Origin of the sequence: Bacillus sp. AP50, assembly GCF_040492675.1 — a bacterium.
GTDB classification, from domain to species: domain Bacteria; phylum Bacillota; class Bacilli; order Bacillales; family Bacillaceae_G; genus Bacillus_A; species Bacillus_A cereus.
Map to the genome: position 1 here is coordinate 1 of NZ_JBEUTW010000229.1, position 3,928 is coordinate 3,928.

The window sequence follows — 3,928 nt, forward strand, 5'->3', positions numbered from 1 at the left end:
CTAATATGTTTTTTAGCATTACCACTTATGTTAGTAGCGTGGGTAGGATGTTCTAAGAACAATACAGAAGAGAATAAGACTGATAGCTTAAAGATTTCAGAGTCAGAAAAGAAGAAAGACGAGTCAATAGACAAAGAAGCAGATCAGCTAAACAAGGAAAAAGAAGAATTGCTTGCTAAAAAGGAAGAATTGCTTGCTGAAAAGGAAAAATTGCTTGCTGAAAAGAAAGCTAAGGAAGAAAAAGAGGTAACGAAAAAGAAAGAAGATACAGATAAAAATGAAGTCTCAAACGATAAAACAGTAAAAGAAGCTGTAATTGGAGAAGGTAGAACACTAGCTGAGGAAAGAGAGTATAGAGATAAGCAGTTAACTAAAGGTTCTAGTGCATCTTCTCCTTTAGAGAAGTATCAAGAAGATATTAAGGATACTTCTAATGACTTAAAGACGGCAGTTCAATCTATTAAATCCTTAGCTGAAAAAGATGGAACGTGGAAAACAACTCAAACAGGATTAAAGGGAGAATTAAGTAGAGTAAGTGGGAGAGCTAATAGACTAGCAAGTATAGAACCTCCTAAGGAGTATGATTACTTCAAAGTTCAATTAAGAGACGATGCAAGAGCAATTAAACAAATGGTAGACCAAGCATTTATAGCTTTAAATGAAAATGATACTGAAACAGCCAAGTTAAACATAGGTGCTATGATAGATTATGTAGATATAATGTCTTCAACATTGAATGAAATACAAAATGTACAAAATGGAGTTTAAAGGGGTATGTGCCAAAGAAGCAAAATATTGAGATTGGCAAATTACTAGACTCAGAATCAATAACAAGTATTTTAGCTAACTTTGTAGGTGGAAAAACAAAATCAGTTGATTATGATGACGAAAAAGATAAAGATGTAGTTATAATTAATGAACTTACATTAGTTGTTTTAGTCACCTAATGCTTCCAAAATGAGGATGAATAAAACATTTCAATAGAAAAGCTGCCAAAGAAACTAAAACCTTTCTCTGGCAGCCTTTATTTATATATATTAAAGTTATTTATTTTCCTCTTTCTGAACATATACATAAGCATCTTTCTGCTCTTTATGTACATCCACCTTCGAATTCTCTGCAAGCTGACCCGCATTTAGCAAAGAAAAAATAATGAGCGCTTCTAGTGACATTTCGTTTTACCACTCCTTTCTAGTTGTTATACATTTATCATACCGCTTACATGTGATTTCCGTATGAACTCGAAAAGGAGATTACAACAAAATGGTTACAAGCATATGAATGCACGCTATAATAACCATAAAATGGGAGGTGGATTCTTTTTGACAATAAATCAAATGGTTCAACTCGGAAGTTCATTTATGCTATTTATTACTTCCGCACTGATGAGTTGGTATCAGGGGAGTAATTTAATAGATAATCCTGATGAATGGAAATATAGCGCTAAGTTTACAAATTACTTTAAAGGCACCGTTTCAAATTACCAAGATATTTATCAAATCGATTTCTTTATATATGCGGCAAAATTTTATCCAACAGCATTTATCGTTATGCTAGTTAGTTTACTTTATATGCTCATATTAATTCTTTATATTCTATTTAAAAGAAAAGATCCGGCGATTTAAATCCATACATAAAAACCCCGAATCATAGACTTTTCAGCCTACAATTCGGGGTACTATTTGTTTACATTCGTTTCTAATTAGTAACGAATTAAGAAATATTTCTTCTTACCGCGGCGAATGATTGTGAATTTACCTTCGATGCGGTCGTTTTCTGTTACAACGTAGTCTAATGCTTGTGTACGCTCACCGTTCACGTAGATTGCGCCGTTCGTTACATCTTCACGTGCTTGACGTTTTGATGGAGAGATTTTGCTTTCTACAAGTAAGTCGATTAATACTGTATCTTCTGCAGTACGTTCTACAGATGGTACGTCTTTGAATCCTTGCTCGATTTCGCTTGCAGTCAGTTCTGCTACAGAACCGCTGAATAATGCAGCTGAAATTTTAATCGCTTGCTCTAATGCTTCTTCACCATGAACAAGTTTTGTCATTTCAGAACCTAATGCTTTTTGTGCTGCACGTTTTTCTGGCGCTTCAGCTACTTGCTTTTCAAGCTCAAGAATTTCTTCATGAGATAAGAATGTGAAGTATTTTAAGTATTTAACAACATCGCGGTCATCTGTGTTAATCCAGAATTGGTAGAACTCGTAAGGAGTTGTTTTCTCTGGGTCTAACCAAATTGCTCCGCCTTCTGTTTTACCAAACTTCGTACCGTCAGATTTAGTAACAAGTGGAATTGTTAAACCGAATGCTTTCGCATCTTCTTCTGATTTACGGATTAATTCAAGACCCGCTGTAATGTTACCCCATTGGTCACTACCACCGATTTGTAGGCGACAATTATGTTGTTGGTATAAGTTTAAGAAGTCGTATGATTGTAAAATCATGTAACTGAACTCAGTGAATGAAATACCAGTTTCTAAACGAGATGCTACTGTATCTTTTGCTAACATATAGTTTAAACCGAAGTTTTTACCGATATCGCGTAAGAATGAAATGACATCTAAGTTACCAAGCCAGTCATAATTGTTAGCCATTGTTGCTGGGTTGTCCACGTTTTCGAACTCTAAGAAGTTTGAAAGTTGGTTTTTAATACTTTCTGTGTAGTAAGCAACTGTATCTTTCGTATTTAATGTACGCTCTGCTTTTTTACCACTTGGGTCACCGATCATACCAGTACCACCACCAACAAGTGCGATTGGTTGGTGACCAGCTAATTGGAAACGACGTAACATTAATACTGGTAACATATGACCAATGTGTAAGCTATCTGCTGTCGGATCGAAACCACAGTATAATTTAACGCTTTCTTTTTCTAATAATTGCTCAAGGCCCTCAGCATCTGTTTGCTGATTAATTAGACCGCGAAATTCAAGATCTTGTAAAATACCCATATCCTACATACTCTCCTTTAAGTTCATTACTGGCGTGAAGGTTGAAAACATAAAAAAATCGCCCCTTCAAATAAGGGACGATTTTGATTATCGCGTTACCACCCTAGTTGCAGGCAAAAAAGCCTACCACCTTATTTACATAACGGCTTAGCACCGTCTTTTCCCTTTTGAATACAATTCAATCGAAAAAAGATGCTCTAGGGGCGTAATTCGCGATCATCTATGTGCTGATTTTCACCGACCATCAGCTCTCTAAAACAGGGAAATGATCACTACTTCTCCCTTTCCACGCTCAATTATTCATATACTTTTCTTTATATCATTATTTACTAGCATGTGTCAAATTGAAGAAAATACTATATACAAACTACCTTGAAGATTTTTCCCCTCCATAAAACTCTTGCATCTCCTTTTCGGAAACCTTTGTCAGTTTTAATTTATGCGATTTCTTTCCCTCTTCACTCATGTACAACGTTGTATCATCCAATAATTCCAATTTCACTCTTCCATTCCAAGGGTATGACATATTACATATTACTTGATTATCATTATAATCTACTACACTCCCTTTAACTCTTTCTGTTTTCCCTCTCTTTTCATAAAACACTATTTCAATATTTTTATCGTCTATTTCTTGAATCTGAAGGTAAGCCCCTTTACCGCCAGCATACCAATACCCTTTCATCTTATTAAAAGAAGAAGAATGAGTTAAAAAAATATACATAGTGCTTGCAACGATTATTAAGGCTATTGCACTTACAACTACGAATCGTTTATGGGCTAGAAAACTAGTTTTTTTCTTATTCTCTACATTCCATTCATTGTTCGTTTCTAATATCTCCTCTGAACATTGTTGTTTCTCTAAATTCATACCACAATCCCCACAAAAATTATCATGCTGTCGCACCTGACTTCCACAATTGGAACACTGTCTCATAATTTATCTTCCTCTCAACAATATATTAATTA

At 35.0% G+C, this 3,928-nt stretch carries 6 protein-coding genes and 1 other annotated feature; of the genes, 3 read left to right on the forward strand and 3 right to left on the reverse strand.

Annotated features, from left to right (window positions below; all coding sequences use genetic code 11):
- The coding region (locus tag ABWK52_RS17700) for a DUF6376 family protein (RefSeq protein ID WP_353772043.1) at nt 1-768 on the forward strand (768 nt) is incomplete at its 5' end.
- Between the two features lie 8 nt (nt 769-776).
- A complete protein-coding gene (locus ABWK52_RS17705) occupies nt 777-947 on the forward strand; it encodes a hypothetical protein (RefSeq protein ID WP_002196925.1) in 171 nt (56 codons plus the stop codon).
- A gap of 96 nt (nt 948-1,043) precedes the next feature.
- On the opposite strand, the gene ABWK52_RS17710 is transcribed toward ABWK52_RS17705, so the two are convergent.
- Nucleotides 1,044-1,172, reverse strand: coding sequence for a hypothetical protein (locus tag ABWK52_RS17710; protein WP_000050944.1), 129 nt, complete (start codon nt 1,170-1,172; stop codon nt 1,044-1,046).
- Nucleotides 1,173-1,337: 165 nt separating this feature from the next.
- On the opposite strand from ABWK52_RS17710, the gene ABWK52_RS17715 reads away from it, so the two are divergent.
- Nucleotides 1,338-1,625 carry a YjdJ family protein gene (locus ABWK52_RS17715; RefSeq protein ID WP_113623466.1) on the forward strand — a complete coding sequence of 96 codons (288 nt, stop codon included), beginning with the start codon at nt 1,338-1,340 and terminating at the stop codon, nt 1,623-1,625.
- Between the two features lie 77 nt (nt 1,626-1,702).
- Here the strand turns inward: ABWK52_RS17715 and tyrS are convergent, their stop codons facing one another.
- Nucleotides 1,703-2,959: a tyrosine--tRNA ligase gene (tyrS, locus tag ABWK52_RS17720; protein ID WP_000512083.1), complete on the reverse strand. Its 1,257-nt coding sequence runs from the start codon at nt 2,957-2,959 to the stop codon at nt 1,703-1,705.
- A 70-nt stretch (nt 2,960-3,029) separates the two neighbouring features.
- Nucleotides 3,030-3,257: a binding site (T-box leader), on the reverse strand.
- A 69-nt stretch (nt 3,258-3,326) separates the two neighbouring features.
- Nucleotides 3,327-3,896, reverse strand: a complete 570-nt coding sequence (locus ABWK52_RS17725; RefSeq protein WP_001248209.1) for a zinc ribbon domain-containing protein — start codon at nt 3,894-3,896, stop codon at nt 3,327-3,329.
- Nucleotides 3,897-3,928 lie beyond the last annotated feature (32 nt).